This window comes from Achromobacter sp. (genome assembly GCF_050285585.1).
GTDB lineage: Bacteria > Pseudomonadota > Gammaproteobacteria > Burkholderiales > Burkholderiaceae_B > Achromobacter.
On record NZ_JBLZXF010000007.1, the window covers coordinates 169,078 to 194,593 of the forward strand.

General features: G+C 68.6%; 30 protein-coding genes. 17 read left to right on the top strand and 13 right to left on the bottom strand.

The genetic code is table 11. The features are described 5' to 3' along the window. Positions 1–6: 6 nt before the first annotated feature. The 3 genes from ACN6PJ_RS12655 to ACN6PJ_RS12665 all read right to left on the bottom strand — a co-directional run bounded on the left by ACN6PJ_RS12655 (position 7) and on the right by ACN6PJ_RS12665 (position 2,517). Entirely contained in the window at positions 7–1,011 is a 1,005-nt protein-coding gene (locus ACN6PJ_RS12655) for a FecR family protein (protein ID WP_427996215.1), read from the bottom strand. After that, positions 1,008–1,511, bottom strand: coding sequence for an RNA polymerase sigma factor (locus tag ACN6PJ_RS12660; RefSeq protein WP_427996216.1), 504 nt, complete (start codon positions 1,509–1,511; stop codon positions 1,008–1,010). Before ACN6PJ_RS12660 ends, ACN6PJ_RS12655 begins: the two co-directional genes overlap by 4 nt. A gap of 376 nt (positions 1,512–1,887) precedes the next feature. Continuing rightward, positions 1,888–2,517: a LysE family translocator gene (locus tag ACN6PJ_RS12665; protein WP_427996217.1), complete on the bottom strand. Its 630-nt coding sequence runs from the start codon at positions 2,515–2,517 to the stop codon at positions 1,888–1,890. Positions 2,518–2,768: 251 nt separating this feature from the next. On the opposite strand from ACN6PJ_RS12665, the gene fmdA reads away from it, so the two are divergent. Together fmdA and ACN6PJ_RS12675 are read left to right on the top strand one after the other, a co-directional pair. After that, complete coding sequence (gene fmdA / locus ACN6PJ_RS12670; protein ID WP_427996218.1) at positions 2,769–3,998, top strand: formamidase; 1,230 nt, start codon at positions 2,769–2,771, stop codon at positions 3,996–3,998. A gap of 11 nt (positions 3,999–4,009) precedes the next feature. Beyond that, positions 4,010–4,342: a zinc ribbon domain-containing protein gene (locus ACN6PJ_RS12675; protein WP_427996219.1), complete on the top strand. Its 333-nt coding sequence runs from the start codon at positions 4,010–4,012 to the stop codon at positions 4,340–4,342. 43 nt (positions 4,343–4,385) lie between these two features. On the opposite strand, the gene ACN6PJ_RS12680 is transcribed toward ACN6PJ_RS12675, so the two are convergent. Continuing rightward, positions 4,386–4,853 carry a MarR family winged helix-turn-helix transcriptional regulator gene (locus ACN6PJ_RS12680; protein WP_427996220.1) on the bottom strand — a complete coding sequence of 156 codons (468 nt, stop codon included), beginning with the start codon at positions 4,851–4,853 and terminating at the stop codon, positions 4,386–4,388. A gap of 174 nt (positions 4,854–5,027) precedes the next feature. Here ACN6PJ_RS12680 and badH point away from each other — a divergent pair, with 174 nt between their 5' ends. From badH to aliA, 4 genes are read left to right on the top strand one after another with little or no spacing between them, the layout of a single operon-like run. Further along, on the top strand, positions 5,028–5,795 hold the full coding sequence (badH, locus tag ACN6PJ_RS12685) for a 2-hydroxycyclohexanecarboxyl-CoA dehydrogenase (RefSeq protein ID WP_427996221.1): 768 nt from the start codon (positions 5,028–5,030) through the stop codon (positions 5,793–5,795). A gap of 32 nt (positions 5,796–5,827) precedes the next feature. After that, the gene (badI, locus tag ACN6PJ_RS12690) at positions 5,828–6,610 is read left to right on the top strand and encodes a 2-ketocyclohexanecarboxyl-CoA hydrolase (RefSeq protein WP_427996222.1); all 783 of its coding nucleotides are present in this window, start codon (positions 5,828–5,830) and stop codon (positions 6,608–6,610) included. Positions 6,611–6,663: 53 nt separating this feature from the next. Continuing rightward, positions 6,664–7,815, top strand: a complete 1,152-nt coding sequence (aliB, locus tag ACN6PJ_RS12695) for a cyclohexanecarboxyl-CoA dehydrogenase (protein ID WP_427996223.1) — start codon at positions 6,664–6,666, stop codon at positions 7,813–7,815. Between the two features lie 36 nt (positions 7,816–7,851). Next, positions 7,852–9,492, top strand: a complete 1,641-nt coding sequence (gene aliA, locus ACN6PJ_RS12700; RefSeq protein ID WP_427996224.1) for a cyclohexanecarboxylate-CoA ligase — start codon at positions 7,852–7,854, stop codon at positions 9,490–9,492. A 16-nt stretch (positions 9,493–9,508) separates the two neighbouring features. Here aliA and ACN6PJ_RS12705 read toward each other — a convergent pair whose 3' ends face one another. Together ACN6PJ_RS12705 and ACN6PJ_RS12710 are read right to left on the bottom strand one after the other, a co-directional pair. Continuing rightward, positions 9,509–10,258 carry an ABC transporter substrate-binding protein gene (locus ACN6PJ_RS12705; RefSeq protein ID WP_427996225.1) on the bottom strand — a complete coding sequence of 250 codons (750 nt, stop codon included), beginning with the start codon at positions 10,256–10,258 and terminating at the stop codon, positions 9,509–9,511. A gap of 84 nt (positions 10,259–10,342) precedes the next feature. Beyond that, positions 10,343–10,768 carry a copper resistance protein NlpE gene (locus tag ACN6PJ_RS12710; RefSeq protein WP_427996226.1) on the bottom strand — a complete coding sequence of 142 codons (426 nt, stop codon included), beginning with the start codon at positions 10,766–10,768 and terminating at the stop codon, positions 10,343–10,345. A 167-nt stretch (positions 10,769–10,935) separates the two neighbouring features. On the opposite strand from ACN6PJ_RS12710, the gene ACN6PJ_RS12715 reads away from it, so the two are divergent. The 11 genes from ACN6PJ_RS12715 (at position 10,936) to ACN6PJ_RS12765 (ending at position 20,018) form a co-directional block, all read left to right on the top strand. Next, positions 10,936–11,409: an OsmC family protein gene (locus ACN6PJ_RS12715; RefSeq protein ID WP_427996227.1), complete on the top strand. Its 474-nt coding sequence runs from the start codon at positions 10,936–10,938 to the stop codon at positions 11,407–11,409. 61 nt (positions 11,410–11,470) lie between these two features. Further along, on the top strand, positions 11,471–12,040 hold the full coding sequence (locus ACN6PJ_RS12720; protein ID WP_427996228.1) for a GNAT family N-acetyltransferase: 570 nt from the start codon (positions 11,471–11,473) through the stop codon (positions 12,038–12,040). After that, on the top strand, positions 12,030–12,278 hold the full coding sequence (locus tag ACN6PJ_RS12725) for a DUF3820 family protein (RefSeq protein ID WP_427996229.1): 249 nt from the start codon (positions 12,030–12,032) through the stop codon (positions 12,276–12,278). Before ACN6PJ_RS12720 ends, ACN6PJ_RS12725 begins: the two co-directional genes overlap by 11 nt. A gap of 152 nt (positions 12,279–12,430) precedes the next feature. Further along, the gene (locus ACN6PJ_RS12730) at positions 12,431–12,763 is read left to right on the top strand and encodes a hypothetical protein (RefSeq protein ID WP_427996230.1); all 333 of its coding nucleotides are present in this window, start codon (positions 12,431–12,433) and stop codon (positions 12,761–12,763) included. A 96-nt stretch (positions 12,764–12,859) separates the two neighbouring features. Next, the gene (locus tag ACN6PJ_RS12735; protein WP_427996231.1) at positions 12,860–13,735 is read left to right on the top strand and encodes a helix-turn-helix transcriptional regulator; all 876 of its coding nucleotides are present in this window, start codon (positions 12,860–12,862) and stop codon (positions 13,733–13,735) included. Between the two features lie 120 nt (positions 13,736–13,855). Then, a complete protein-coding gene (locus tag ACN6PJ_RS12740; protein WP_427996232.1) occupies positions 13,856–15,985 on the top strand; it encodes a TonB-dependent siderophore receptor in 2,130 nt (709 codons plus the stop codon). Between the two features lie 49 nt (positions 15,986–16,034). Next, positions 16,035–16,454 (top strand): cupin domain-containing protein, encoded by a 420-nt coding sequence (locus tag ACN6PJ_RS12745; RefSeq protein WP_427996233.1) that lies wholly within the window; start codon positions 16,035–16,037, stop codon positions 16,452–16,454. A 2-nt stretch (positions 16,455–16,456) separates the two neighbouring features. Then, entirely contained in the window at positions 16,457–17,662 is a 1,206-nt protein-coding gene (locus ACN6PJ_RS12750) for a RhtX/FptX family siderophore transporter (RefSeq protein ID WP_427996234.1), read from the top strand. Positions 17,663–17,739: 77 nt separating this feature from the next. Next, on the top strand, positions 17,740–18,993 hold the full coding sequence (locus ACN6PJ_RS12755) for an Hsp70 family protein (protein WP_427996235.1): 1,254 nt from the start codon (positions 17,740–17,742) through the stop codon (positions 18,991–18,993). A gap of 82 nt (positions 18,994–19,075) precedes the next feature. Further along, the gene (locus ACN6PJ_RS12760) at positions 19,076–19,663 is read left to right on the top strand and encodes an NUDIX domain-containing protein (protein WP_427996236.1); all 588 of its coding nucleotides are present in this window, start codon (positions 19,076–19,078) and stop codon (positions 19,661–19,663) included. Positions 19,664–19,682: 19 nt separating this feature from the next. After that, the gene (locus ACN6PJ_RS12765) at positions 19,683–20,018 is read left to right on the top strand and encodes a 2Fe-2S iron-sulfur cluster-binding protein (protein WP_427996237.1); all 336 of its coding nucleotides are present in this window, start codon (positions 19,683–19,685) and stop codon (positions 20,016–20,018) included. Here the strand turns inward: ACN6PJ_RS12765 and ACN6PJ_RS12770 are convergent. The 7 genes from ACN6PJ_RS12770 to ACN6PJ_RS12800 form a co-directional block, all read right to left on the bottom strand. Next, positions 20,015–20,461 (bottom strand): hypothetical protein, encoded by a 447-nt coding sequence (locus ACN6PJ_RS12770; protein ID WP_427996238.1) that lies wholly within the window; start codon positions 20,459–20,461, stop codon positions 20,015–20,017. The genes ACN6PJ_RS12765 and ACN6PJ_RS12770 overlap by 4 nt on opposite strands. After that, the gene (locus ACN6PJ_RS12775; protein WP_427996239.1) at positions 20,415–21,113 is read right to left on the bottom strand and encodes a DUF899 domain-containing protein; all 699 of its coding nucleotides are present in this window, start codon (positions 21,111–21,113) and stop codon (positions 20,415–20,417) included. Before ACN6PJ_RS12775 ends, ACN6PJ_RS12770 begins: the two co-directional genes overlap by 47 nt. A 48-nt stretch (positions 21,114–21,161) precedes the next feature. Further along, positions 21,162–21,626 carry an SRPBCC family protein gene (locus ACN6PJ_RS12780; RefSeq protein ID WP_427996240.1) on the bottom strand — a complete coding sequence of 155 codons (465 nt, stop codon included), beginning with the start codon at positions 21,624–21,626 and terminating at the stop codon, positions 21,162–21,164. Continuing rightward, positions 21,512–21,964, bottom strand: a complete 453-nt coding sequence (locus ACN6PJ_RS12785; protein WP_427996241.1) for an ArsR/SmtB family transcription factor — start codon at positions 21,962–21,964, stop codon at positions 21,512–21,514. The genes ACN6PJ_RS12780 and ACN6PJ_RS12785 overlap by 115 nt, the downstream gene beginning before the upstream one ends. Positions 21,965–22,044: 80 nt before the next feature. Next, complete coding sequence (locus ACN6PJ_RS12790) at positions 22,045–23,349, bottom strand: MFS transporter (RefSeq protein ID WP_427996242.1); 1,305 nt, start codon at positions 23,347–23,349, stop codon at positions 22,045–22,047. A gap of 195 nt (positions 23,350–23,544) precedes the next feature. Next, positions 23,545–24,744 carry a hypothetical protein gene (locus tag ACN6PJ_RS12795; RefSeq protein ID WP_427996243.1) on the bottom strand — a complete coding sequence of 400 codons (1,200 nt, stop codon included), beginning with the start codon at positions 24,742–24,744 and terminating at the stop codon, positions 23,545–23,547. A 14-nt stretch (positions 24,745–24,758) separates the two neighbouring features. After that, positions 24,759–25,487, bottom strand: a complete 729-nt coding sequence (locus ACN6PJ_RS12800; RefSeq protein ID WP_427996244.1) for a helix-turn-helix domain-containing protein — start codon at positions 25,485–25,487, stop codon at positions 24,759–24,761. Positions 25,488–25,516 lie beyond the last annotated feature (29 nt).

Genomic DNA, 25,516 nt, shown 5'->3' on the forward strand with positions numbered 1-25,516 from the left:
AGGGTTTCAGCGCAGGAAAATCTCGATGCCGCCGTCCGGCGCCGGCGCCAGGCGCACCGGCGCAATGGCCGGCAAAGCGTCCAGTATCGCTTCCGGACGGTCCAGGCTGAAGGAGGCCGAGATGCGTATCCGGCCGGCGCGCTCGTCCGCCAGCCTCAAGGGCGCGGCGAGGTAGCGGTTCATTTCGCGCAGCACCTCGTTCAAGGGCGCATTGCGGAATACGGCGCGTCCGTCGCGCCAGGCGGTGAGCGCCGCGACGTCCGCGGGCGCGGGCACGCCGATCGCGCCGCTGGCCGGGACGCGGATGCCCTGTCCGGCCCGCAGCACGGCCTTGCCCAGGTTCCACCAGTGTCCGCCGGTGACCTCGACGGTGCCGGACTCGACCGCCACCGACACCTCGTCCGCGTCGCGGCGCACGTCGAATACGGTGCCGGTGACGCGGACTTCGCCGCTGCCGGCCTTGACGACGAAGGGCCGCGCCGGGTCGCCCGCGACGGAAAACAGGATCTCTCCCGACGTCAGGCTGACTTCGCGCCGCTCGCCGTAGAACCGCAATTGCGCGCGGGTCGCGCCGTTGACGTCGAGCACGGATCCGTCGGGCAGCGAAATCCGGCGGCGCTCGCCGCGTTCGGCCGCGATCGCGGCCGAATAGGACGGCGCCGCGGCGGGCAGGCTCCACCAGCCCGCGCCAGCGACAAGCAGCGCCAGGCCGGCGCATGCCCAGCCCAGGGCCGCGCGCCGGCGCGGCGCCAGGCTGTGGCGCCGCGGTCGCGGCGGCACGGCGCCGCCAAGCAAGGCCTCGACCTGCTGGCGCGACAGGCCCTCGGCGGCCCGTCCCAGGCGCTGCATCTGGTCGAATTCGCGCGCGGCTTCCGGATGCGCCCGGCGCCATGCGTCGAATGCGCGCCGTTCGGCCCGGCCCAGTTCGCCCGAATGCCAGCGCGCGAACCACCAGGCGGCGGTGCGCGGCGGCCCGGGCTCGGGCGTGGAGGAGGAGGGCGGCGCGGTCATGGGGTATGTTGGTGCATGCGGTCGCGAGCATACTGTATGGCCCGCATTACGTAGCGTTCGACCATGTTCTTCGACAGTCCCATGTGCCGGGCGACCTCGGCCTGGGTCCAGCCCTCGATGCGGTTGAGCACGAACGCTTCGCGGCACTTGGGGGGCAATTCTGCCAGCACGCGGGCCAGGTCGTCGGCCAATTGCGCCGCGCGCAGCGGCGCGTCGGGGTCGCTTATCGCGGGCTGTTCATTTTCGCCCAGTTCATCCAGGGGGACGTGTTCCAGCCGCGACTGCCTGCGCCAGCGGTCGATCAGCCGGTGCCCCGTGGCCTGGAACAGATAGCTGCGCGCGCGTTTGGCAACGCTGGCATCGGCCTTCAGCAAATCTTCGATGGCGTCGTGCGCCGCGTCCTCGGCGTCATGGCGGTTGCCCGTCCGGCGGCTCCACGCGCCGACCAGCTCGTCGTAATACGCGAGCCAGCCGGGGCGGGAAGAGGAACTGCGGGACATGGGAACGCGGCATCCGTAGGCAGGGCGAGCCGCGCATTTTACAAATAATTCTCATTCTCGCAAATCGAGGCGGGCACCCGGCTTAGGCCGGCGGGCGCTGCCTGGAGTCCCGGTTTAGGGTTGCCCGAATCTCGTCTACCGTGCTTCACATATCAACGCTTCGCCGGCGGGCCGAGCTGCCCTTGCGCGTCGGCGCGCCCGCCTCGGGCGTAGGGATTGCCTGCAGGCGCATGTTCCCGTGGCGCTTCCATCTGTGGCGCCGGCATTCGGATGAGAAGCAGCATCCGTCGTGATGGGTATGGCGGCGCGCGGGTATCAGGCGCACGCGCGAGCCAGGCCATGGGCCGCGCCCCGGCGGCGGAATTCTTCCCGGCGGTCAGTCCGTGACGCGTGCCGTCCAGATCAGGCGCAGGCCCAGGCCGCCGATGGCGCCCGCGGCCACGCGGTCGATGCCGGCCTTGGACCGCAGATACAGTTCACGGGGGCGGCGGCTGGACAGGCATAGGGCTACCGTCGAGTACCAACCCGCTTCCACCAGGAATACCAGAGGCGGCAGCGCGAAGTAGCACCACAGCGGAGGGTTGTGCGGCAGCAGCGAAGCGAAGATGCTGCCATAGGCGATGGCCGTCTTGGGATTGCTGAGCTGGGTGGCCAGGGCCGTCAGGAAGGCTTTGCGGGTGCCTTGTCCGCCCGGGAGGCCGTGCAGGGCCAGCGGCTCTTTGGCGCCGCGCCACATCTTGCACGCGAGATACACGAGGTACAGCCCCCCGGCGATTTTCAGGCCGATATAAAGCCAGCCGACCGTTGCCAGCACCGTGTACAGGCCGATCAGCGCCACGCCGCTGAACAGGACGCCGCCCACCCCCATGCCCAACGCCGCGGCTAGGCCGGCCTGACGCGAGGAGCCCACCGCGGTTCGAGCGACGACGACGAAACTCGGGCCAGGGCTCATTGCGCCGACCAGAAGCGCCACGAGAATGGCGGTGATTGCGGTTGAGATTGCCATGATGGATCCGATTTCTGCGCACGCGCAGCGGGTTGTTGGACGATGTGATGCTGCCAGCGGAAGGGCCAGTATAGGGTCGGCCAGGCAGATATCTTCTACTGGTCGGAATCCCAGTTTACGGTTGCCCGAATCTCGCCTACTGTGCTTCACATATCAACGATCCGCGAACGGGCCGAGCCGCCCGTGGGCATCAGCGGATCCGCGATGGAAATTTCTGTTTTATCAACACATTACGCTGGAGATGAAAGAGAATGGCTGATACGCTCATCAAGGTCGATCTGGCCCAATCCCCCTACGACAACGCGCAGATCCACAACCGCTGGCATCCGGACATTCCTATGGCCGTCTGGGTGAAGCCGGGGGATGACTTCGTCCTGGAAACGTACGACTGGACCGGCGGCGCGATCAAGAACGACGACAGCGCGGATGACGTCCGCGACGTCGACCTGACCACGGTGCACTTCCTGTCCGGCCCGGTGGGCGTGGAAGGGGCCGAGCCCGGGGACCTGCTGGTGGTGGACCTGCTGGACATCGGCGCCAAGCCCGAAAGCATGTGGGGCTTCAACGGCTTCTTCAGCCGCAACAATGGCGGCGGCTTTCTGACCGAGCATTTCCCGCATGCGCAGAAATCCATCTGGGATTTCCACGGGATGTTCACCTCGTCGCGGCATATCCCCGGCGTGAGCTTCGCGGGCCTGATTCATCCGGGGCTGATCGGCTGCCTGCCCGACAAGAAGCTGCTGGATACCTGGAACCGGCGCGAGCAGGCGCTGATCGAGACCAATCCCAAGCGGGTGCCGCCGCTGGCCAATCCGCCCGCGCCCAAGACCGCGCACATGGGCGGCCTGCAAGGGGCCGACCGCGACCGGGCGGCGGCGGAAGGCGCGCGCACGGTGCCGCCGCGGGAGCATGGCGGCAACTGCGATATCAAGGATCTGTCGCGCGGCGCCCGCGTCTTCTTCCCGGTCTACGTGAAGGGCGGAGGGCTGTCGGTGGGGGATCTGCATTTTTCGCAGGGCGATGGCGAGATCACGTTCTGCGGCGCTATCGAGATGGCGGGTTGGGTGCACATGCGGGTGTCGCTGATCAAGGGCGGCATGGAGAAATACGCGATCAAAAACCCCATCTTCAAGCCCAGCCCGATCGCGCCCGCCTACAAGGACTTCCTGATCTTCGAGGGCATTTCTGTCGACGAATCGGGCAAGCAGCACTACCTGGACGTGAACGTGGCGTACCGCCAGGCCTGCCTGAACGCCATCGAATACCTGAAGAAGTTCGGTTATTCGGGCGCCCAGGCCTATTCGCTGCTGGGTTGCGCGCCGGTGCAGGGGCATATCAGCGGCGTGGTCGATATTCCCAACTCATGCGCGACGCTGTGGCTGCCCACCGAGATCTTCGACTTCGACATCCAGCCGTCGGCCTCCGGGCCCGTCAAGCACATCCAGGGCGGGGTCGACATGCCGCTGTCTCGCGACCGCTAGGAGGAATTACGATGCCCATGTACGACTATGCTTGCGGCCGCTGCGGAGAATTCGCGGCGCTCGTGCCCCTGGCCCGGTGGCGCGACCCGGCTGCCTGCCCGCAATGCGGAGAGGCGTCGGGCCGTATCGTGGGGGGAGCGCCCGCCATCTCGGCGCTGTCGTCCGCGATGAACCGGGCGCGCGCGGCCAACGAGCGCAGCGCGCACGAACCGCGCAGCACGCGCTCGGGCCACGGCATGAATTGCGGGTGTTGTTCCGGCCGCGCCGGGGCGGGCAAGACGCGCACGGCGCCGGACGGGGCGAAATCATTCGCGGGCGCCCGGCCCTGGATGATCAGCCACTAGCGGCAGCGGGCCCGCCGCGCGCCGGCATGCGCGCGCGGCGGGCCTATTCTCCCTCGGCGCGCGGCGCGGCTTCGTCCAGCCGCTGCATGTTCTCCAGCAGCTTCAGCAGATAGTGCAGGGTGTGGCTGAGGTCTCCCATCGAGAACTCGTCCAGCGCCCCTTCGTAGTATTCATGGATGCGCGGCAGCGCGTCCTGGGTCCAGACCTTGCGGCCCGACTCCGTCATGGTGACCAGGCGCGAGCGCCGGTCGCGCCCGTCCGGCGCGCTGGCGATATGGCCGTCGCGTTCCATCCGGCTGATCAGGCCCGATAGGCTTTGCCGGCTGACCATGAGGTAGCGGGCCAGATCCCCCACGCTGATTCCCGCCTGCGCCTCGGGCCGCGACAGCGCGCCCAGCACCGCCCACTGCTGCGTCGTCAAACCCAGGTGCTCCACCGCTCGGCTTCCCGTTTTATGCAGCATGTTTGCGCATTGATACAACCTGAAAAACAAACGGTTGGCCAGCTCCATTCGTGCGATTTCAGTATTTTTTCTAGGGTTTTCCATAGTGGATTCTTCGCGTTTCCAGCCTTGATTGCCGGTATCGACGATCGCTAATATAGGTAAACATATTGACGTATTTGGGTGGCGTATCCGGCCAATCGGGTAAGGATACCAAGCCCCGCAACCTGGGCAGAGGAAATCATGCAAAGACTGAGCGGCAGGACGGCGATCGTGACGGGCGGCGGCGGCGGCATCGGCGGGGCCGCCTGCCGGCGCCTTGCCCGGGAGGGCGCGGCCGTGGCCGTGCTGGACCTGGACCCGGAAGCGGCGGGCGCCGTCGCCGCCCACATCGAATCCGAGGGGGGCCGGGCGCTGGCCCTGCGCTGCGACATCACGCGCCGCGACGAGGTCGACGCGGCCGTGGCGGCCGCCGAATCCGGCTTGGGGCCGGTCGACGTGCTGGTGAATAACGCGGGCTGGGACATCTTCAAACCCTTCACGAAGACGGAGCCCGCCGAATGGGACCGGCTCGTCGCCATCAACCTGATCGGCGCCCTGCACATGCACCACGCGGTGCTGCCGGGCATGGCGGCGCGCAAGTCGGGGCGCATCGTCAATATCGCGTCCGACGCCGCCCGCGCCGGCTCGTCGGGCGAGGCGGTGTATGCGGCCTGCAAGGGCGGCCTGGTGGCGTTTTCCAAGACCATCGCGCGCGAGCATGCGCGGCACGGCATTACGGTGAACGTGGTGTGCCCGGGGCCCACCGATACCGCGCTGTTCGCCAGCTACAAGGAAGGCGCGGGCAATCCCGAGAAGCTGGTCGAGGCCTTTACCCGGGCGATTCCGCTGGGCCGCATCGGCCAGCCGGAAGACCTGCCCGGCGCGATCCTGTTCTTTGCCAGCGACGACGCCGCCTATGTCACCGGGCAAGTGCTGAGCGTCTCGGGCGGCCTGACCATGAACGGCTGAGCGGGCCTTTTTTTTCTTCACAGGAACCTCCCATGAACTACGAAGACATCCTCTACGAAGTCCGCGACGGCGCCGCCTGGATCACGATCAACCGGCCGGACAAGATGAACGCCTTCCGCGGCCGCACTTGCGATGAGCTGATCCACGCGATCAACCGCGCGGGCTACGCGCCGGATATCGGCGTGATCGTGCTGGCGGGCGCGGGCGACAAGGCCTTTTGCACCGGAGGCGACCAGTCCGCCCACGCCGGGCAGTACGACGGCCGGGGCACCATCGGGCTGCCGATGGAAGAGTTGCACGGCGCCATCCGCGACGTGCCCAAGCCCGTGATCGCGCGGGTCCAGGGTTACGCCATCGGCGGCGGCAACGTGTTGTGCACCATCTGCGATTTCACGATCGCGTCCGAGCGGGCCGTGTTCGGCCAGGTGGGCCCGAAGGTGGGGTCGGTGGACCCGGGCTACGGCACGGCATTCCTGGCGAGGGTGGTGGGCGAGAAAAAGGCCCGTGAAATCTGGTACCTGTGCCGTCGCTATTCCGCGGCAGAGGCCTTGGCCATGGGCTTGGTCAATGCGGTGGTGCCGCCGGACCAGCTCGACGCCGAAGTGCGGAAATGGTGCGGCGAGATCATGGAGAAAAGTCCCACCGCCATCGCGATCGCCAAGCGTTCCTTCAACATGGACACGGCGCATCAGGCCGGCATCGCCGGGATGGGTATGTACGCGCTGAAGCTGTACTACGACACGGAGGAATCGCGCGAAGGGGTCAAGGCCTTCCAGGAAAAACGCAAGCCCGATTTCCGCCGCTACGCCAGATAGCGCATGCCCACGCACGCGTTCGCCGCCACCTGCGGCGAGCCGCAGGAGACAAGATGAATCCCTATATCGACGAGGACCTGGCCGCGCTGTCCGAGCACGCCGGGCGTTTCGCGGCCGGGCGCGTGGCGCCGGGCTTTCTCGAACGCGACGCCACGCGCACGCTGGACCGCGGGCTCATGCTCGAAATGGGCGGCATGGGTTTCATCGCGCCCGAGCTGCCCGAGAACTGCGGCGGACAGGGGCTGGGTTGCCTGGCCGCCGGCGTGATCCACGAGCAGATCGCGCGCGCCGATCTCAGCCTGTCATACATCAACCTGCTGGCGTCGCTGAACGGCCAGATACTGGCGCAGCACGGCAAGCCGGAAGTGGCGCGGCCATGGCTGGGCCGCCTGACCCGGGGAGAGGCGCTATTGGCCATCGCGCTGACCGAGCCGCGCGGCGGCTCCGATGCGGCCCATCTGCGCCTGCGGGTGGAGCGGGTGGACGGCCACTATGTGCTCAACGGAGAGAAGGCGTCGATTTCCGCCGCCGACCAGGCAGACGCCGCGGTGGTGTTCGGCCGCAGCGGCACGGTGGAGTCCGGCGCGCGAGGCGTCACCGCCTTGCTCGTGCCGATGGATTTGCCGGGCATCACGCGCAACCGCTACGACTGCCACGGGCAACGCGCGATCGGGCGCGGTTCCTTGTTCTTCGAGAACGTGCGCGTGCCGGCGGACCACCTGCTGGGACGGGAAGGCGAGGGCTTCGTCCAGGTGATGCAGGGCTTCGACTATTCGCGGGCCTTGATCGGCCTGCAGGTGCTGGCGGTCGCGCGGGCCGCGCTGGACGAAACCTGGGAGCACGCGGCGCAACGCGAAGCCTTCGGCAAGCCCCTGTCGGCGTTCCAGGGCGTCTCGCATCCGCTGGCCGAGGGCGACACCCAGGTCGAGGCCGCCCGCCTGCTGTGCCTGCAGACCCTGTGGCTGAAAGACCGCCAGCTGCCGCACGGCGCGCAGGCCGCCATGTGCAAATGGTGGGGGCCGAAGCTGGCGTACGACGTGGTGCACCAATGCCTGCTGACCTTCGGCCATGGCGGCTATGACCGCGGCGTCATGGAGCAGCGTCTGCGCGACGTGCTGGGCTTCCAGATCGGGGACGGCACGGCGCAGATCATGAAGACCATCATCGCGCGCGCCCGGGCCGGGCGCGCAGCGGTGCCCGCCTGACGCCGGCCCGGCGCGGATATCATCGGAGAGATAGACATGGAATTCGATGCTGTATTGATTGCACCCAGACGGCAGGAGAGCGTCGCGCGCGGCTGGTGGCCGGACCGCACCATCAATGACTTCCTGGACCAGGGCGCGGCCTTGCATCCGGACAAGACGGCGCTGACCGCCGTGCATACCGACAGCGCCGAAACCAGGCGCTTCACGTATCGCCAGCTCGCCGCCATGGCCGACCGGGTGGCGGTGGGGCTGGCGCGGCTGGGCATCGGGGCGGGCGACGTGGTGGCCTGCCAGTTGCCCAACGGCTGGCAGTTCGTCGTGACCTACCTGGCCTGTTCGCGCATCGGCGCGGTGATGAATCCGCTGATGCACATCTTCCGCCAGCGCGAACTCTCGTTCATGCTGCGCCACGGCGAGGCGCGCGTGTTCATCGTGCCGCGGCGTTTCCGCGGCTTCGATTATCCGGCCATGGCCGAAGGCCTGCGGGCCGATCTGCCCCGGCTGGAACGCGTGATCGAGGCGGGAGGCGCGGGCCCGGACAGCTTCGAGGCGCTGCTGGCCGACCCCCGCTGGGAGGACGCGCCCGACGCGGGGGACATTCTGGGCCGTTCCCGTCCCGGCCCGGACGACGTCACGCAATTGATCTACACGTCCGGCACCACGGGCGAGCCCAAGGGCGTGATGCACACGGCAAACACCACGTTCTCCAACATCGCCGCCTACGCCGGGCGGCTGGGCCTGGGCGCGGGCGACGTGGTGCTGATGGGATCGCCGATGGCGCACCAGACCGGCTTCATGTACGGCCTGATGATGCCGATCTACCTGGGATGCGAGGCCGTGACGCTGGATATCTGGAACCCGGCGGTCGCGGCAGGCCTGATTCGCGAGCACGGCGCGACGTTCAGCATGGCGTCCACGCCGTTCCTGACGGACCTGGCGCGCGAAGTCGCGCAGTCGGGGCTGGGCGTGCCCACGCTGCGCACCTTTCTGTGCGCGGGCGCGCCGATACCGGGGCCCCTGGTGGAACAGGCGCGGCAGGTGCTGGGCGCGAAGATCATCTCTGCGTGGGGCATGACGGAGAATGGCGCGGTCACGCTCACGCGTCCGGAAGACGACGACGTACGCGCCTACACCAGCGATGGCTGTCCGCTGCCGGGCGTCGAGATCAAGGTGGTGGATGCGTCCGGCGCGGCGCTGCCGGCTGGCGAGGTAGGCAATCTCTGGCTGCGTTCCTGCTCCAACTTCGGCGGCTATCTGAAGCGTCCTCAGCTGAACGCGACCGACGGCGATGGCTGGTTCGATACCGGCGATATGGCGCGCATCGACGAACAGGGCTACCTGCGCATCACCGGCCGCAGCAAGGACGTGATCATCCGCGGGGGCGAGAACATTCCGGTGGTGGAGATCGAATCCCTGCTGTACCGGCATCCGGCCATTGGCCAGGCGGCCATCGTGGCGTACCCGGACGAGCGCTTGGGCGAGCGGGCCTGCGCCGTGGTCACGCTAAAGCCGGACAGCACGCTGGAACTGTCCGAGCTGGTGGATTTCCTGAAGGGCCATGGCGTGGCGCTGCAATACATCCCGGAACGGCTGGAGGTGCGCGACACCCTGCCCAGCACGCCGACGGGCAAAGTGCAGAAATTCCGCCTGCGGGAAATGCTGCGGGACGGCGCCTGAGGCCGTCCGCGCGTCGTCAGGCGCCGGGCGCCGGTTCCAGCGGCGCCACGGCCGCGCCCTGGATCCGGTGGCGCGCCAGGGCCTCGGCCACGAATCCCGATTTCTTCATGGCTTCGACGAAGGCGCCCAGATAGGCGCTGGCCTTGTCGCCGCGGCTCTTGGGCACGCCCATGGCCTGGCGGATCAGCATGAAATGGCCGTCCAGCAGGCGCAGGCCGCCCAGGCGTTGCGCGTCGGCCTGCAATTGCTGCTTCACGCCGGCGGCGACTTCCATGTTTTCGCGCAGGAATGTGTCGACCACGGCCGGCGAGGTGGGGGCGCGGAAGATCTCCGCCTGCTTGAGTTCGCGCGTCAGGTAGAGGTCGTAGGCGCTGCCCTTGCCGACCACGACGCGCCGGCCCTGGCGGTCCACTTCGTCCATGGCGCTGATGGGCGAGTCCTCCCGGACCAGGTACGCGCCTTCGATGACCACATAGGGCGCGGTGAAGGCGATCTGTTCCCCGCGCAGCGGATCGATGGCGAAGAAGCCCACGTCCGCCTGCTCGGCGGCCACGGCATTGACGGACTCGCCGGCGGACTTGAACACGACGAGCTCCAGCTCCACCTGCAGGCGCCGCGCCAGTTCGGTGGCGAGGTCCACCGACACGCCGCCGGGCCGGCCGGTGACCGGGTCGGCATTGGCCAGGATGGGATTGCCCAGATTGATGGACGCGCGCAGCGCGCCCGTGGGGGCGAAGGCGGAGAGCAGCTCGTGGTCGGTCTTCATGGTTTCCTTGGCGGGTGGGGCCGCGCCGCGGCGCGGACGTTGCGGCAAGCATAGCAGCCGCAGGCGCGCGCCTCGCGCGGCGGCTTATTGTGCGCGGCGCAGGATGTAGTGCGGGGCGAGCGGGCCGGTGGGGCGCGTGCCGTCGCGGTACAGCATGGTTACCTGGTTTTCGCCGACGAAGTAGCGCTGGCTGTCGCCCGAGGCGTCAAGCCGGATGGTGCTGCCGTCGGACTCCCAGCTGAACGTGCCCGTCACCGTCTCGGGCTGCGGCTCGCGGTCCAGATACTGGGTCTGTCTTTCGTAGCGGCCGTCCTGGGCCAGGGTCAGCCGGGTGCGGATGCCGGGGCAGTCCGCGCAGGGCAGGGTGCCTTCATAGCTGCCCGGCCAGTCCAGGGAGTTTCGGGCGGTATGGTCGTCGGCGGGCGCGGCGCGGCCCGAGACGGTATGGGAAGGCGCGCAACCGGCCAGCAGGGCAAGCGTCAGGGCGCAGGTCAGGGTGGTTTTCATCATGGCGAGCTCCTGTGTGAAAAACGCGTTCACGATACGGACAGTAACGCCCCGGTGCTGAAACGGGTTGTAAGGCCGCGGGCCTTCATCCGCCCGCGCGCATGCGCTACGCTTGGCGTCTTTGCCTGCCGGGGCGGCCCTGGCGCCATGAACCGAACAGGACGATTCCCATGAACGGCGAACATAGCTACCACGTTACGGTGGAGTGGACCGGCAACACCGGCACCGGCACCTCCAGCTACGCGGCGTATTCCAGAGATCACCTGATACGGGCGCAGGGCAAGCCGGACGTGCCCGGATCGTCCGATCCGGCGTTCCGGGGCGACCCCGCGCGCTGGAATCCCGAGGATATGCTGGTGGCGTCGCTGTCCGCCTGCCACAAGCTCTGGTACCTGCATCTCTGCGCGGTCGAGGGCGTGACCGTGCTGGCCTACCGGGACGAGGCCGAAGGCGCGATGACCGAAGACCGCGAGCGCGGCGGGGCGTTCTCCCGGGTCACGCTGCGCCCCGTGGTGACCATCGCCGCGGGCGGCGACGCGGCGCTGGCCAAGGAGCTGCACGGCCGCGCGCACCACTTCTGCTTCATTGCCAATTCGGTGAACTTCCCGGTGCTTTGCGAACCCCGCATCGTCCGCGCCGACTGAGGCGCGGCGCCTGATAAGCTGCGCGTAACGGCGGCGCTGCCGCCTTTCGCACTGGACCGTAATGCCGCCGACCTTTGCCGATTGGCCCGATGACCCTCCCTTCCTGGACGTGCCTGGAATGCGCCTGCGCGCCATGCGCGACGAAGACGCCGCCGACTGGTACGCTTATCTGCGGCGCGAAGAGGTGACGCGCCACACCAGTTGGCGCCTGGAAGGGGTTGGAACCTTGGCCGGCCTCATCCGCGCCTACGCGCAACCCGGCCAGTCGCACAGCATGCGCTTCGCCATCGTGGGCCAGGACGACCGGCTCGTCGGCACCATCGGCCTTAACGAGATCGCGCTGCCGCAGCGCCGCGCCGAGATCGCCTACGACATCGCCCCGGCGCACTGGCGCCGCGGCCTGGCCACGAAGGCCTGCGCGGCCATGACGGCTTGGGCGCTCGAAACGCTGGGTTTTGCGCGTATCCAGGCCACGGTGCTGGACTCGAACGCGGCTTCGGCGGGCGTGCTGGCGCGCTGCGGTTTCCACCGGGAGGGCTTGCTGCATGCGTACCGGATAGTGCGTGGCGAGCCGCGCCACTTCTGGATGTACGCCCGCACTTGGCAACGAGGCGAGCGGCATGGATCCTGAACTGCTTTCCCTGTTGGTCACGCGCACGATGCCCTTCGGCAAATACCAGGGCCGCCTGATCGCGGACCTCCCCGGGCCGTACCTGGCCTGGTTCGCGCGCAAGGGCTTTCCTCCGGGCGAACTGGGACGCTTGCTGGCCCTGATGCACGAGCTGGACCACAACGGCCTGTCGTCGCTGCTGGCGCCGCTGCGGCAGTCCGCCGCCACGCCCGCGGGCAAGTCCGCAAGCAAGCGCTGAAGCGGAGCGGGCGAGAAACCCCGCGAAACAACTGTGGCGGATTGTGTAGCGTCGCGCGGGGCCGGGCGAGGATACGATAGGGCGGCGCGCGCCGGCCCGGGCCGCCATTGGCCTCCGAGGGCGGCGCGCTTGCTCATCGAAGAGAGGTCGCCATGAAGACACACCACATCTCCGCATTCCTGCTGGCCGCCCTGTGCGCGGCCGGCGCCGCGCAGGCGCAGAACGCCGCGCCCGTCACGCAGGAATACCAATATCCCAGCGTGCGTTCCAAGGACGGCAGCCTCTCTCCGCCTTCCACGCTGCGCATGACGGTAACGCCGGACCCCAACGCCGCGCCGGCCATCATCCGGGATACGCCGGAGAGCCAGGCCGAATACGCGCGCTGCCGCGAAGTCTCGGACCGCGCCGCGGTGTCGAACGCGCAGATGCAGGCTGGCGTGGCGCAATGCCTCAAAGAGCTGGAGCAGCGCCGTCAGCAGCAGTAGGGACGCAGCGCCGGCGCGGGGCCGGCTTTCCGTTTTGGCCAAACGGTAATAATATTCAATCTCATCAACAAGGCAGGGCGCCCCGCGCCCCCGACCGTGACCGCCCTTCAATCCGAACCCGACTGGACCGTATCGGCAGCCATGCCCGCCATGTCGCTGGCGGGCGGCACGCTGCGTTTTGGCAGCGACGAACGGGTGCATGAACGTCTGGAGCCGGGGCTGAAGCTGGTGCTGGTGCTGGACGGCGAGCTCCGCTATAGCGTGCGCGGCGCGCCGGCCAGGCGGGTGAGCGGCCCGCTGCTGCACTTGAGCCTCTGCCAGGATGCCATGGGCATGGAGCATGAGTTCGGCGGGCAGAAGGCGCTGAGGTTCGTCTCTTTGCGCACCGGCCTGGAAAATCTGGCCGACGCGTTCCGCGTGGCGCCGGAGGAGTTGGCGGCGCTGCTGCGCGCGCCCGGCGGCCAAGCCTATGCCGACGCCAATCTGCGGGTGGCTCCCGCCATGCAGGCCCTGGGCAACCAGATGCTGGCCTGCCCGGTGCAGGGCGCGCTCAAGCGCATGTACCTGTCGGGCAAGGCGCTGGAGTTGGCCGCGCTGGCGCTGGGCGCGCTGCAGCCCGCGCCGGGCGAGGCGCGGGCCCAAGGCATGACGCGCGCCGACGTCGAGCGTCTGCATCACGCGCGCGACCTGGCCGCCGGCAACCTGCAGGACCCGCCGTCGCTGCCGGAGCTGGCTCGGCTGGCGGGCATTAACGTCAACAAGCTCACCACGGGCTTTCGCAAGCTGTTCGGCATGAGCGTCTACGCCTACGTGCGCGAGCGGCGAATGGAGCAGGCCCACGCGCTGCTGGCCGCGGGCCGGCTCTCGGTGTCGGAGGCCGCCTATGCCTGCGGCTACACCGACTCGCATTTCACCAAAGTCTTCCGGCGCCGCTACGGCATGCTGCCCAGCAGCTTCGCGCCACGCGGCTGAGCGCGCGCCTGCCGCGCCGGAGAAACTTCCGCAATCGCCAGCAAGACTTCCGCGATCGCCAGCGGCCGCTGGTCGTCCTCTCTAGAATTATTTGAGAATAATTCTCAGTAATAAAGAGGAATGGCGGTGCGGAAACAGTTGAAAGCCGGGGCGGGCAGGGCGCTCAGGAACGCGGCGCGCGTATTGCAGTGGCCGTTATGGCTCGCGGCGGCGGCGGGGACGGCGCACGCGCAGGAGGCGCAATCGCTGCCCGCGGTGACGGTCAGCGGCGAAGGCATCGCGCCGGGCACGGCGACGCTGGGCAAGCTGCCGCTGTCGGTGCGCGAGATCCCGCAATCGGTCACGGTGATCGGATTGGAGCGGATGCGGGAGCAGAACCTGCAAAGCCTGGACGAAGTGATGCAGCACGCCACCGGCATCACGGTGCAGCCCTACCAGTTGCTGACCACGGCGTACTACTCGCGCGGCTTCAAGGTCGATTCCTTCGAGCAGGACGGCGTGCCGGTGCTGATGGGCAATATGGCGGCCTCGCCGCAGGACATGGCCGTGTACGAGCGCGTGGAAATCCTGCGCGGCGCCAATGGCCTGCTGCATGGCGCGGGCAACCCGGCGGCCACCGTGAACCTCGTGCGCAAGCGGCCCCAGCGAGAGTTCGCATTCAATGGCACGGTCAGCGCGGGAAGCTGGGACCGCTACCGCGCCGAGGCGGACCTGGGCGGCCCCTTGAACGCCAGCGGCAGCGTGCGCGGACGTATCGTCGGCGCGGCCGAAGACCGCGGCTATTTCTACGACGTGGCGGACCAGCAGTCGGCCCTGTTCTATGGCATAGGCGAGGTGGACCTGGGGCCGCGGACAGTGCTGTCCGCCGGACTGCAGTACCAGCGCATCCGCTCCACCACCAACATGGCGGGCGTGCCGCGCTACAAGGACGGCGGCGACCTCGGGCTGTCGCGTTCGACCTATCTGGACGCTGCGTGGGATCGCTTCAACTGGGACACGACGCGCGTGTTCGCTGACCTGGAACACGGTTTCGGCGAGGGCTGGACGGCCAAGATCAGCGCCAACTACCTGACGGCCGACAGCAACCTGAAGTACGCCGGCGCGTATGGGGCCATCGACCGCGAAACCGGCATGGGGTCGAGGCTGATGGGCGGCGCCTATAAATTCGACAACACGCAGGCCAGCGTGGACGCCTACGTGAGCGGGCCCGTGCAGTGGTTCGGCCGCCGGCATGAACTGCTGCTGGGCGGCAACGCGCAGCGCACCACGACCGAGCAGTACACGGGCATGCTGCGCCCCGCGCTGAACGTGCCGGTGAACGTTTTCGACTGGGATCCGCATCGCGTGCCCGAACCCGCCGTGGGGCCTTATGCCTCGCCGGGCGAAACGCGGTTGAAGCAGCAGGGCGTCTACGCCATGGGCCGCTTTTCGCTCGCCGACCCGGTGACCCTGGCGCTGGGCGGCCGCATGAGCTGGTGGAGCCAGAGCGCGCCGTCCGCGCGCCAGCGTATCGACCCCGAGTTCACGCCTTACGGCGGGCTGATCGTTAATCTGGACACGCAGTGGTCCGTCTATGGCAGCTATGCGCAGGTGTTCCAGCCGCAAAGCCAGCTGACCCGCGAGGGCAAGCCTCTGGATCCGGTGACCGGCACCAACTACGAGGCCGGCGTGAAGGGCGAACTGGCGGACGGCGCATTGAACGTATCGATGGCGGTGTTCCAGATCCAGCAGAAGAACCGCGCGCAGCAGGACCCGGACTGGCCTTGCGTGGGCAGCAACTGCTACTACATCTCGGGCGGCGAAGTCCGCAGCCGCGGCTTCGAGGCCGAGGCCAGCGGGCAGGTCACCCCGTATTGGACGGTGGCCGCGGGCTACACGTTCAACACCAGCAAGTATCTGTCCGACTCGGTCTCCAACGGCCAACCCTTCGCCAGTTTCACGCCCAAGCACATCTTCCGCCTGTGGACGAATTACGCGCTGCCCGTCATGGAGCGCCGGCTGAGCGTGGGCGGCGGCGTGCAGATGCAGTCGGGCTACTCGACGGTCTCGGGCCCGGTCACGCTGCGCCAGGGCGGCTACACGCTGGTGGACCTGCGCATGGCGTACCGGCTGGACAAGCACCTGACCGCTGCGCTGAACGTCAACAACCTGTTCGACCGCCGCTACTACCAGAGCCTTTCGGGCACGGCATGGAACAACCGCTACGGCGAACCCCGCAACGTCATGCTGACGCTGCGCGCCCAGTACTGAACGACACCGGCGGGTGCGGCGCCCGCCGCCATCCCAAGGAGGCTTCCCGATGAAGACAGAACCCCATCCGATACCGCGGGTCTTCGACTGGCTGGATCATTTCATGGCGCTGGGCGACGACGGCGCCCTGCGCGAGGTCGGCAGGCGCCGGAGCCTGTCGCCCGGCGAAGGCTGGCTGGTCGGCGTCAAGGCCGTCGCCAGCGATGCGGACGTGCATGGCGACGTGTGGGAGCGCCACCCGGCCGGCGAGGAAATGCTCTGCGTGCTGGAAGGCCGCGTGGTGCTGACGCTCGCGGATGACGGCGGCGCGGAAACCGACGTGCTGCTGGACACCCGGCGCTGCGCGGTGGTGCCGCGCGGAGTGTGGCACCGCCTGCATATCGCCTGTCCCGGAAAAATCCTGTTCGTGACGCCGGGCCGCGGCAGCGAACACCGCCGCGCGGCGGCGCAACCGCAACTGGAATCCTGACGATGCCCCCCAAGCCTAATGGACGCTTGTTCCTGATGATCGCCGCCCTGTATTTTTCACAGGGCATCCCGCTGGGCGTGGCGATGGAGGCCTTGCCTACGCTGCTGCGCCGCGATGGGGCGGACCTGCGCGCGCTGGCCTGGCTGCCGCTGGTGGGCCTGCCATGGGTGCTGAAGTTCCTGTGGGCGCCGGTGGTGGACAACCGCTGGCGTCCGACGATGGGCCGGCGGCGCAGCTGGATCGTTCCGTTGCAGGCGGTCGTCCTGGCCTGCCTGTCGGGCGTGGCGCTGCTGGGCATCTCCTCGGCCAGCGCGGCCTGGGTGGTCGCCTTGATGGCCGCGGCCTCGCTGGCCAGCGCCACGCAGGATATCGCCACCGACGGCCTGACCGCGGAGCGTTTCGAAGGCCAGGCTTTGGCGCGCGCGAATGCGGCGCAAGTGGGCGGCACGATGATGGGCTTCTTCCTCGGCGGCCCGGGCTGCCTGATCATGACGGGCTACGTCGGCCAGGCGGGCGCCGTCGCGGTGCTTGCCGCCGCCGTGGCGTTCAGCCTGCTGCTGGCCGCGTCCTGGCGCGAGACGGAAGCCGTCGCGCCGCCCGCCCGGCCGCGCGCCACGCTGACGGGGTTCATCCGCCGGCCGGGCGCCTGGGCGCTGGCGGCGGCCGCTTTCCTGTCGGCCATGACGGCGGTGGCGGGCTATGGCCTGTCCAAGCTGTTCCTGGTGGACGCGGGCTGGCGGGTCGAGGACGTGGGCCGCATCGGCATGGCGGGCGGCGCCGTCACGGTGCTGCTGGGCTGCGGCGGGGGCGCGTGGCTGATCGGCAGGCTGGGGGCGCGCGCGGCGTTGGCGCTGGGCTTGGCGGCCTCCGGCGCCGCGGCCCTGGGCTGGCTGGCGCAGGCGCAGGGCTGGGCGCCCGCGCAGGCGGGGCTGGCCTACGCGGCGCAGGCGCTGGGATCTTTCGGCGCGGGGGCGGCGTCGGTTGCCCTGATGACGCTGGCCATGCGTTTCGCCCGCCGGGGGGAGCAGGCGGGAACCGACATGACCGCGGTCCAGAGCGCGCGGGATCTGGGCGAGATCCTGACTTCGTCCCTGATGACGGGCCTGGCCGCCTACGCGGGCTATGCCGGAGGCTTCGCCGCGGGCCTGGCGGTGGCGGTCCTGACCCTGGGCTTTACCGCGAAGGCGCTGGCGCGGCTCGCGGGCTAGGGGCGGCGGGCAGGTCAAGGCGCGGGAGCCGAAGCGGGTACACTTGTGCGCCGTTTTGCTTCTGCTCCAGAGTTTTCATGATTTCCACCGCATGCGGCGTCGACTTCGGCACGTCCAATTCCACCGTAGGCTGGAGCCGCGCCGGCCTGCCCGCGCTCCTCGCCCTGGAAGACGGCAAGACCACCTTGCCTTCGGCCATTTTCTTCCATGACGAGGACGCCGAGGTCAGCTATGGCCGGGCGGCCATCTCCGATTATCTGGCGGGTTACGACGGGCGCCTGATGCGTTCGATGAAAAGCCTGCTTGGCAGTTCGCTCATCGACGGCTCGACGGAAGTCCAGGGCCGTTCGATTCCGTTTCGCGTCCTGTTGACCCGGTTCATCGCCGAACTGAAACAGCGCGCCGAGACCGCGGCGGGCCGGGACTTTACCCGCGCGGTGCTGGGCCGGCCGGTGTTCTTCGTGGACGACAACCCCGCCGCCGATCGGACGGCGCAGGATACGCTGGGCGAAATCGCCCGCAGCGTCGGCTTCACCGACATCGAATTCCAGTTCGAGCCCCTGGCCGCGGCGTTCGACTATGAATCGCAGATCGATCGCGAAGAGCTGGTGCTGGTCATCGACATCGGCGGCGGCACCTCGGATTTTTCATTGATCCGCCTTGGGCCCGGCCGGGCCGCCAAGGCCGACCGGCGCGACGACATCCTGGCCTATGGCGGCGTGCATATCGGCGGCGTGGATTTCGACAAGCAGCTCAGCCTGGGACACGTGATGCCCCTGCTCGGGCTTGGCAGCCAGCTGCGCAGTGGCAAGGACGTGCCTTCCACTCAGTACGGCAACCTGGCCTGCTGGCACACCATCAACCAGGCCTATACCCGCAAGGCGGCCGAGCATTTCGCCTTCATCCGAGCCGAGGCCGGCGACCGCGAGAAGATCGATCTGCTGCTCAACCTCGTCAAGGAGCGCGCCGGCCACTGGGTGGCGGTGCAGGTGGAAGAGGCCAAGATCGCGCTGTCGGAAACCGCCGCCACGCGGATCGATCTGTCGCGCGTCGCGCCCGACCTGGGCGTGGAGGTGACGCGTCCGTCGTTCGATGCCTGCGTGGGCCGCCTGATCGAGAAGGTCGAGTCGACGGCGGGCGCGCTGCTGCGCGAGGCCGGCGTGCCCACGGCGGACGTGGACACCGTGTTCTTCACCGGGGGCTCGAGCCGCGTGCCGCGCCTGCGCGAGGCGGTGTCGGCGCTGGTTCCGGACGCGCGCAGCGTAGAAGGCGATCTGTTCGGCAGCATCGGCGCCGGCCTGGCGCTGGATGCCCGCCGCAAGTTCGGCTGAGGCGTCATGGCGGCGATGGTAAGCTGCATGATCCTCGCGGGCCCAGGCGGCTCGCGCGTTGCGCCAGGCCCAGGAACCCGCCATGACCGACAAACCCGATTCCCATCTCGTTGAAAAACTCGTCGCCAGCGAGGCGCCCTACGACGGCAGCTTCCTGAAGATCCGCCGCGACACGGTGAGCCTGCCCAATGGCAATACCGCGATACGCGAATACGTGGTGCATCCGGGCGCGGTGGTGGTGATTCCGCTGCTGGACGACGGCCGCGTTTTGCTCGAACGGCAATACCGCTATCCCATCGGGCGCGTCATGACGGAGTTTCCGGCGGGCAAGCTGGATCCGGGCGAAGACCCGCTGGTCTGCGGCAAGCGCGAGCTGCTAGAGGAAACGGGCTACACGGCCGGCCAGTGGGCGCATGCCGGCGCCTTGCACCTGGCCATTGCCTATTCCACGGAAATCATTCACATCTTTTTCGCCCGGGACTTGCGTCCCGGCCCCCGCCAGCTGGACCAGGACGAATTCCTGGACGTGGCCAGCGCGCGCCCTGAAGAGCTGATCGAGGCATGCCGCAAGGGCGAAGTCACCGACGCCAAGACCCTGACCTGCGTGCTGTGGATGCAGAACGTGCTGTCGGGCGCATGGCGGCTCGACTGGCAGGACAACGCCGCCTGAGGCGCGGCATTCTCCCGCCATGTCCGAGTCCTTCCCGGTCCTGTTGCAGCCCTCCGGCATGCGCTTCGATGCGCCCGCCGGGGCGTCCGTGCTCATGGCGGCGCAGGCAGCGGGCATCAAGCTGCCGAGCTCCTGCCGCAACGGCACCTGCCGCGCCTGCATGTGCCTGATGCTGGACGGATCCGTCCTCTACGGCATCGAATGGCCGGGGTTGTCGCGCGACGAGAAGGAGGAAGGCTGGATCCTGCCCTGCGTGGCCCAGCCCGTCTCCGCGCTGGAAATCCAGGCCCCGCTGGCCGCGCCGCTCGAGCCCGCCGCTTCCGCGCCGCGCCCCTTGACCGGCGCGCGGCGCTAGGGCGAGCCGACCGCCGGCAGCGCGACGGCCATGCCGCCCGCCATTCCTGCCACCATGCCGGCAAACGGCGCAACGCCCAGCGGCAGGGCCACCAGCATGCCCAACTGCGCGCCGGCGAACATGCCTATGCCCATGGATACCGCGCAGGCCAGGCGCGCCCCGAGCGCGGGAGCGCGCGGCCAGGGCGCCAGCGCCGCGGCCAGCATGGCGATGCTGCTTGCCGGCATCAGCGACGCATGCCGCCACGCCATTTCCGCCACGCCGGCGGGGGCCGCGCATTCGCTGGCCAGCAGGGCGGCCGGCGTGCGCAGCGTATCGATCCACAGCCCCGCCGCCATCGCCGCCATGCAGGCCAGCCACAGGCCGGCCTGACCGGCGCGGGCGCGCGGCGCGCCCTCAGCCGCAGGCGTGGCAGGCCTGCCGCGCGTCGTCGTAGCGGTCATGATGCCGGACCCAGTCGCCCAGGTTGAAGTGGGGGCCGTTTTCGTTGCGGCCCAGCGGCGCCAGCTCCAGGTAGTTGTACGCGCCTGCCAGCCGTTCCACGCCGCGTTCGAAGGCCGAATAGGTGTGGAAGATCTCGCCGTCCGGGTCGCGGAAGAAGGCGCTGGCGCCCGGGCGTTCCTCGACGCCGCCGTCGGCCTTGGGCACCGAGGCCCGCAGGTCGAAATTGAAGTCGTCGCCATGGGACGAATACCAGTCGAAGCGCCAGCCCATCCGCCGCTTGAACGCTTCAAGCTTGGCGTAGGGCGCGCGCGAGACGGCCACCACCGTCACGTCGTGCTGGCGCAGGTGCATCAGGGCGCCCTCCATGTGGTCCGCCAGGAACGAGCAACCCACGCAGCCTTCCTCCCAGTCCGGGTCGAACATGAAGTGATACACGATGAGTTGGCGCCGCCCCTGGAACAGGTCGGCCAGGGCGAGAGGGCCGTCCGGACCCTTGAAGCGGTACGCCTTCTCCACCTTGACCCAAGGCAGGGCCTGCCGGTCGCGCGCCAGCGCGTCCTGGGCCCGGGTCAGTTCTTTCTCGCGGCGCAGGAACGCCTCGCGGGCGGCGTCCCATTGCGCCTGGGATACGACAGGATGATCGGTTTGCATCTGCGGCTCCTCTGGTGCGGGCCTGGCGGCCCGGTAGGGCGGACCGGCTCAGGCCGTGTCCGCCAGGTGGCCCGCCAGCCGTTCCATCGCCCCCGACCAGCCATGGTCGTGGCTGTCCCGGGTGGCCTGGTCGACGAACGGGGTCTGCAGGAAGGCAAGCTCCGTGCCGCCGCCCGCAGGGGTGAATTCCAGGGTGATCAGGGAAACCTCGGCGGGCGTATCGCGCCAGGCCCAGGTGAAGACCAGCCGGCGTTGCGGCTCGACTTCGCGGTAGTGGCCGCTGGCATGATGCTCCAGCCCGTCCTCGGTGGAGAATCCGACCTGGTAGGCGCCGCCCACGCGCGCGTCGGTTTCCGCCACCAGCACCCGCCGGGTCTCGGCGGGGCCGAACCAGCGCATCAGCGCTTGCGGGTCCGTCCAGGCGCGCCAGACGCGTTCGACGGGGGCGTCGAAGCGCCGTTTGAGCCGGAGTTCGATGGGGGCGGCTGCTTGGGGGGGGTGTCGGTCTTCCATGGGTGGATCTCCTCCTCGTGGTACAGGTATCGCGCCAACGAATCCAGCTGTCCGTTCCAGAACCTGTCGTAGCGGGCCAGCCAGTCGGACGCGGCCCGCATCGGTTCCGGCGACAGGGTGCAATTCACCACGCGGCCATCCTTGGCGCGCGCGATCAGGCCGGCGTCTTCCAGTACCCGCAGGTGTTTCATGAAGGCGGGCAGGGACATGGCGTGCGGGCGGGCCAGTTCGCTGACCGAAGCCGCGCCCTGTTCCAGGTCGGCCAGCACCCGGCGCCGCGTGCCGTCGGCCAGCGCCGCGAAGATGCCGTCGAGCGTGTCGTCGTTAAAGTTAACCATAAGGTTAAGTATTAAGCCGGCCCGGATGGCGTGTCAAGCGAAAAATCGAGACATCGGCAGCGCCCCGGCCGGGGCGGGGGTCAGGCGTGCTGGCGCATGGCGGAGGCGTGTCTGGTGTCGCGCATGCTGGCGTACACCAGCAAGGACAGGAAGATGATGCCCGCCAGGTAGTAGTAGAACCATTCCTCGTGGCCCTGCTGCTTGAAGAATAGGGCGATGGCCGGCGCCGTGCCGCCGAAGATCGATACGGTCACGGCATACGGCACGGCCACGCCGGTGGCGCGCACGTTGGTGGGGAATAGCTCGGCCTTCACCACGGCGTTGATGGACGTGTAGCCCGCCGTGAAGATCCAGGCGCCGCAGACCAGCAGGAAGGCGATGAAAGGCGAACGCGTGTGCGATAGCGTCATCAGGATCGGCACGGTCAGCGCGGCGCCGGCCACGCCGAAGAAGATCAGCAGCGGCTTGCGCCCGATCCGGTCGGACAGGGCGCCGTACACCGGTTGCAGGATCAGCGCGAAGATCAGCGAGCCCGCGACGATGTAGGTGGTCACGATGTCCGAGAACCCCGACGTCTGCCGCACGAAGGTCTGCATGTACGTCGTGAAGGTATAGAAGGCGGCCGTGCCGCCGGCCGTCAGGCCCACCACGATCGCCACTTCGCGCGGATACTTCAGCAGGCCGCGCAGCGAGCCGGTCTGCGGCTGCGCTTCTTTCTGGGCTTCCTTGTAGGAATCGGTCTCGGGCATGTCGCGGCGCATGACGGCGGTGATGACGGCCAGCATCGCGCCGATGACGAAGGGGATGCGCCAGCCCCATTCCAGCAGTTGCTCGTGCGTGAGGAAGACATTCTGCAACAGCAGCAGCACCAGGATCGCGGAGAGCTGGCCGCCGATCAGCGTGACGTACTGGAAGCTGGAATAGAAGCCGCGGTGCTCGGGGTCGGCGATCTCGGTCAGGTAGGTGGCGCTGGCGCCATACTCCCCGCCCAGGCTCAGGCCTTCGATCACGCGCGCCAGCGCCAGCAGGGCCGGCGCCGCCAGGCCGATGGTGGCGTAGGTCGGCGTGACGGCGATGATCAGGGAGCCCACGCACATCATCCCGACCGACACCATCAGCGACAGCCGCCGCCCGTGCCGGTCCGCCAGGTGGCCGAACAGCCAGCCGCCCAGCGGGCGCACGATGAAGCCCGCGGCGAAGAGCGTGGCGGCGTTCAATTGCTGTACGACCGGGTCGTGGGAAGGGAAGAACGCGGGGGCGAAGTAGAGCGCGAAGGCAGTGTAGGCGTAGAAGTCATACCACTCCACTAGATTGCCCATGGAACCGACGAAGATGGCCTTGATGCGGCGTTTTGCGTCGGGCATGTCGAGATACGCTTGCGTCATGTCTGTCCTTCAGCTGCGTCTGTCGGGAGCGCCGGACACGCGACCGCGGCCAGGGGCCTGCGCCGCCAGGGCGAACAGGCTCGCCGCGGATGGATCACGCTACGCGTTATGTTGCGCCTGCGGACGCGAAATTGCACGCCCTGGAATCGGGATCGTTCTTCAGTTTCCTGTCAGGACACATCGGGGCGCCAGGCCTTATTTTGCGCGCGGTTTCACGGCCTCGCAGGGCGCCGCACCATCGGCCGTCCTGGCGTCTTCGCCCAGCAGCGCGCGCGCGCCGCAGACCGAGCCGAACATGCCCTTGTTGTCGTGCCCGACGCCCGTTACTTCGTAGGCGCGCCGGTGCAGCGGCACGGGCTTGGCGCCGCGGCCGGCCAGCAGGTGCTCGTACTGCGCGTAGCCCACGCCTCGGGCGAGGCGCGTCGCGCCCTGGGCTTCGGCTCCGCAGGTCTTGTCGAGCAGGCGGTGCTCGGGATTGTTGTCCGCGCCGCCCAGCAGATAGGTGACGTCGCGGGCCGCGTAGCGCACGAACAGACGCGATTCGTCGGTTTCGCGCGCATAGGAAGGCAGCTTGTCGGGGCCGTATTTGTACTGGTTGTAGGTCGGGCAGATGCCGCGTTCGTAGGGCGCGTAACCCTTGCCGTCGGGGCGCGGGCGTTCATTGGTCAGGTACAGGTAGGACGAAGGATTGGCGATGACGTAGCGCACCCCCAGCCCGTCGCGCCGCAGCGGCCCGTCGACATTGTTGAGCACGGCGTAGCGCTGCACCAGTTGCGCGCCGGCCGAGTGTCCGGCCAGCACGATGTCCGCCAGCGCGGGCAGGCGCTTGCGGTCGTCCAGGCTGCGCAGCAGATCGTCGAGCACCTGGAACGAGCTCACCGGCGCGGGCCGTCCGGAGGCCTGCACGCTGTCTTCGCCGTCCTCCCAGCTGGCCTTGCGCCATGCCGCCATGCCGCCGAAACCGGAGTCGATCGCGCCCGAATAGCGCGGCGCCAGGATCAGCGTGTCGCGCGCGCGCAGGGGATTGCGCGCGAGCAGTTCGTCGATGGTTTCGTAATAGCGGTCGGCGTCGCGCTTGACGCCATGGATCACGACGATGATGTGCTTGATGCCGCGCAGGTCGTCGCGGTCGAGCTTGCGGTTGGCGTAGACCGGCATCTTGTACCGGTGCCCGACCCTGCCCAGTTCCACGGCCTGCCAGCGCAACGGCGCCGCGCGCTTGGGCGCGGGCACGGTTTCGTCGTAGTCGTAGGGGTCGGGCAGGGGAGTCTGGGCGTGCGCCGCCAAGGGGGCCAGGCAGGCCGCCAGCGCGAGCGTCGCGGCGAGGCGGCGCGACGCCCCGGCGGCCCGGCCCGGCCGCGCCTGGCGCATGGGGGAAGCGGGCGCGCGGCGCATGGCGCGGCGGGCGATCAGCAGCCCTCGTGGCCCAGCAGCTGCTTGAGCGCGGGCAGATCCAGGATGCGAACTTCGCGCTGGTTGATCTTGATCAGGCCGTCGCGCGCGAAGCGTGAGAACAGCCGGCTGACCGTTTCCAGGGTCAGGCCGAGATAGTTGCCGATCTCTTCGCGGCTCATGCGCAGCACGAACTCGGTGGACGAATAGCCCAGCGAGGCGTAGCGCTGCGACAGATTGAGCAGGAACGCGGCCAGGCGCTGTTCGGACCGCATGGAGCCCAGCGAGGCCAGCATCTGGTGCGAGCGGTTGATCTCGCGGCTCATCAGGCGGCGGAACTGCTGCTGCAGGGACGGCAGGTGCGTGGCGACGCGGTCGATGTCCGACAGGCGGATGACGCAGACCTCGGAATCCTCCAGCGCCACGGCGGTCGAGACGTGCTTGCCGTCGAGCATGCCGTCCATGCCGACGATTTCGCCGGGCAGGTGAAAGCCAGTGACCTGGATTTGGCCGGTGGCGTCTTCGAGCTGCGTCTTGAGGCTGCCGAAGCGCACGCTGTAGACAGCGTCCAGCGGATGATTCAGCGAATACAGCGGCTTGCCTTTTTCAAGGCGCACGCGCTCCTTGACCAGTTCGTCGAGCTTTTCCACTTCGGCGGCTGCCATGCCGACGGGCACGCAGACGTGGCCCAGCATGCATGTGGAACAGTGGGCGGCATCAGGGGCAACGGGAACCCGTTTTTGCATACGATGACCTTTATAGTGCCCATTGCTCG